Below are 3711 nucleotides of genomic sequence, written 5' to 3'. Positions count from 1 at the left end.
CCCCGCGGGCGGCCGCGAGCAGCACCTCCCGGCGCCGCGGCCCCCACTCGGCGGGGTGGGTGAGCCGGATCTGCTCCGGTGGGGTGCCGCCGAGCTGCCGGACCGTCTCGTCGTACACCCGGCGCAGCACCGCGGCCAGCGCCTCGTCCACCGGGACGGAGTCCGTGCCGAGTTCCAGCGCCTGCTCGTCGACACGGCGTTTGGGGTTGGGCTCGAACCGGGTCGGGTCCAGCCGGGCGCGCCGTTCGGCGTCCCTGCCGACGAGGAGTTCGCCCCCTTCCTCGGCGAACACGGCCGAGGGCATCGTCGCCGAGCCGTCGACCTCGACCACACGGGTCGCCCTCCCGGGCACGGAGAGCACGGCGACCGTATTGGACGTCCCGAGATCGACGGACAGAATCCCCACAGTTTCCCCCTTGGCACGTGTCCGGTGGACCGTCGGTGATGCTGTCACGACCACCCGCGGGGGTGACACGCCCCTCGGCGTCGGCGTCCCCGGGAGGGGACCGGCCGGGCGGTCGGCGGCGCCGGGAGCGGTACCCGCGTCCGCTCCGACGGGGCGGTTCGGTCACCGCGGCACGCATGATGGGGGTGTGGACAGCGCCGTACTCGATCTCTTCTCCCCCGCGACCCGCGACTGGTTCGCGGGCGCGTTCGCCGAACCCACGGCGGCGCAGGACGGGGCGTGGCGGGCCGCGCACGCGGGTGAGCACGCGCTGGTCGTGGCCCCCACCGGTTCCGGCAAGACGCTCGCGGCGTTCCTGTGGGCACTCGACCGGTTGGCGACCAGCACCCCACCCGGGACGCCCACCCGGCGATGCCGGGTGCTGTACGTGTCGCCGCTGAAGGCGCTCGCGGTGGACGTGCAGCGCAACCTGCGGGCGCCGCTGACCGGCCTGTCCCAGTCCGCCCGGCGGCTGGGTCTCGCCCCACCGGAGATCACCGTGGGGACCCGCACCGGCGACACCACCGCGGCCGAGCGCCGGGCGTTCATCCGCACCCCGCCGGACGTCCTCGTCACCACCCCGGAGTCGCTGTTCCTGCTGCTGACCTCGTCGGCACGGGAGTCGCTGCGCGGCGTCGAGACGGTCATCGTGGACGAGGTGCACGCCATGGCGGGGAGCAAGCGCGGGGCCCACCTGGCGCTCTCGCTGGAGCGGTTGGACGAGCTGTTGGACGCGCCCGCGCAGCGGATCGGGCTGTCGGCGACGGTCCGGCCGGTCGAGGAGATCGGGACGTTCCTCGCCGGGGGCAGGCCGGTGCGGGTGGTGCAGCCCGAGCACCCGAAGACGGTCGAGGTGCGGGTCGAGGTGCCGGTGGAGGACATGGCCGCGCTCGACGCGCCGCGGTCGGCCCCGGGATCGGACCGGTCGGACGGGGCGGACGGGTCGGACACGGGGGAGGCGGAGCCGCCGCCGTTGCCGAGCGAGGACGAGGACGTCCCCGCCCCCGCCGTGCCGGAAACGGGGGACGGGGCCGCACCGCGGGCGTCCATCTGGCCCGCCGTGGAGGAACGTGTCCTGGAGCTGATCCGTGGGCACCGGTCGACGATCGTGTTCACGAACTCGCGGCGGCTCGCGGAACGGCTGACCGCGCGGCTGAACGAGCTGGCCGCCGAACGGACCGACCTCACCGCCGGCGACACCTTCCCGGCGGAGGCGATCGCCCAGTCCGGGGCGAGCACGGGTGCCGACCCGGTGATCGCCCGGGCGCACCACGGGTCGATGTCGCGGGACCAGCGCACCCACACCGAGGAGGAGCTCAAGTCGGGGCGGCTGCCGTGCGTGGTGGCCACGTCGTCGCTGGAGCTGGGTATCGACATGGGTGCGGTGGATCTCGTGGTGCAGGTCGAGGCGCCGCCGACGGTGGCGTCCGGGCTGCAGCGGGTCGGGCGCGCGGGCCACCACGTCGGGGCGACGTCGAGCGGGGTGATGTTCCCGAAGTTCCGCGGTGATCTCGTCTCGTGCGCGGTGGTGGCCGAGCGCATGGCCGCAGGCGCGATCGAGGCCGTGCGGTATCCGCGCAATCCGCTGGACGTGCTGGCGCAGCAGCTCGTGGCGATGGTGGCGGTCGAGGCGCGCACGGTCGCGGAGGTCGCCGCCACCGTGCGGCGGGCGGCGCCGTTCACCGCGCTGCCGGACGACGCACTGTCCGCGGTGCTGGACATGCTGGCGGGGCGGTACCCGAGCGAGGAGTTCGGCGAGCTGCGTGCGCGGATCACCTGGGACCGGGTCACCGGGGTGCTGGAGGGCAGGCCGGGGGCCCAGCGGCTCGCGGTGACCTCCGGCGGGACGATCCCGGACCGCGGGTTGTTCACCGTGACCACGCCGCCGGACGAGGGGGACCGTGCGGGGCGCCGGGTGGGTGAGCTGGACGAGGAGATGGTCTACGAGTCCCGGGTCGGGGACACGATCCTGCTGGGCACGTCGTCCTGGCGGATCACCGACATCACGCACGACCGGGTGATCGTGGTGCCGGCTCCGGGGCAGCCGGCGCGGATGCCGTTCTGGAAGGGGGACGCGCCCGGACGTCCGCTGGAGCTCGGCCGGGCGCTCGGGGCGTTCCTGCGCACGGTGAGCTCGGCGGACCGGGAGGACGCGCTGCGCCGGGCCGCCGAGGCCGGTCTGGACGAGCGGGCGCGGGAGAACCTGCTGGCGTACCTGGCCGAGCAGCGCGCGGCGACCCGGCACGTGCCGGGCGATGCGACGGTGTTGCTGGAGCGGTTCCGTGACGAGCTCGGCGACTGGCGGGTGGTGCTGCACTCGCCGTTCGGCGCGCAGGTCAACGCGCCGTGGGCGCTGGCGGTGGCGGCGCGGCTGCGGGACCGGCGCGGCATCGACGCGCAGGTGGCGCACTCCGACGACGGGATCGTGCTGCGGCTGCCGGACGCGCTGGACGCCGAGGGGCGCGAGGTGGTCCTCGGCGCCGAGGACGTGGTCCTGGACCCGGACGAGGTGGAGTCGGTGGTCACCGACGAGGTGAGCTCGTCGGCCCTGTTCGCGGCGCGGTTCCGGGAGTGTGCGGCGCGTTCGCTGCTGCTGCCCCGGCGGGACCCGCGGCGGCGGACCCCGCTGTGGCAGCAGCGCCAGCGCGCCTCCCAGCTGCTGTCCGTGGCGTCGAAGTACGAACGGTTCCCCGTGGTGCTGGAGGCGATGCGGGAGTGCCTGCGGGACGTCTACGACGTCGACGGGCTGCGCGAGCTGATGTCCGACGTGCGCTCCCGCAGCGTGCGGGTGGTGGAGGTGGAGACCCCGGCGGCGTCGCCGTTCGCGCGGAGTCTGCTGTTCGGCTATGTCGGGATGTTCCTCTACGACGCCGACGCGCCGCTGGCCGAGCGCAAGGCCGCCGCGTTGTCGCTGGACTCGGCGTTGCTCGCGGAGCTGCTCGGCACGGAGGCGGTGCGCGAGCTGCTGGACGCCGACGTGGTGTCCGAGATCGAGCGGTCGCTGCAGCGCCTCGATCCGGAGCGGCACGCGCGGGGTCCCGAGGACACGGCGGACCTGCTGCGGTTCCTCGGGGATCTCACCACCGACGAGGCCCGCGAGCGGGGCGTGTCCCCGGAATGGCTGGAGGAGCTGGTGGCGCGGCGGCGGGCGATCGTGGTGCGGATCGCGGGTGAGCCGCGGTACCTGGCGATCGAGGACGCGGGGCGCGTGCGGGACGCGCTGGGCGCGGCCCTGCCGGTCGGGGTGCCCGAGGCGTTCACCGAGC

The 3711-nt window shown here is 75.0% G+C and carries 1 protein-coding gene and 1 pseudogene; one reads left to right on the top strand and one right to left on the bottom strand.

The genetic code is table 11. The features are described from left to right. A pseudogene (locus ACTIR_RS0108715) lies at positions 1-406 on the bottom strand (Hsp70 family protein); the annotation flags it as partial. Between the two features lie 187 nt (positions 407-593). Between ACTIR_RS0108715 and ACTIR_RS22435 the strand changes: the two are divergent. Continuing rightward, on the top strand, positions 594-3711 hold a 3118-nt coding region (locus tag ACTIR_RS22435), incomplete at its 3' end, for a DEAD/DEAH box helicase (RefSeq protein ID WP_034239141.1).

Source organism: Saccharomonospora iraqiensis subsp. iraqiensis (assembly GCF_000430445.1).
GTDB lineage: Bacteria > Actinomycetota > Actinomycetes > Mycobacteriales > Pseudonocardiaceae > Saccharomonospora > Saccharomonospora iraqiensis.
Note: the sequence above shows the minus strand (reverse complement) of the source record. Positions and strands in the feature narration are given on the sequence as shown.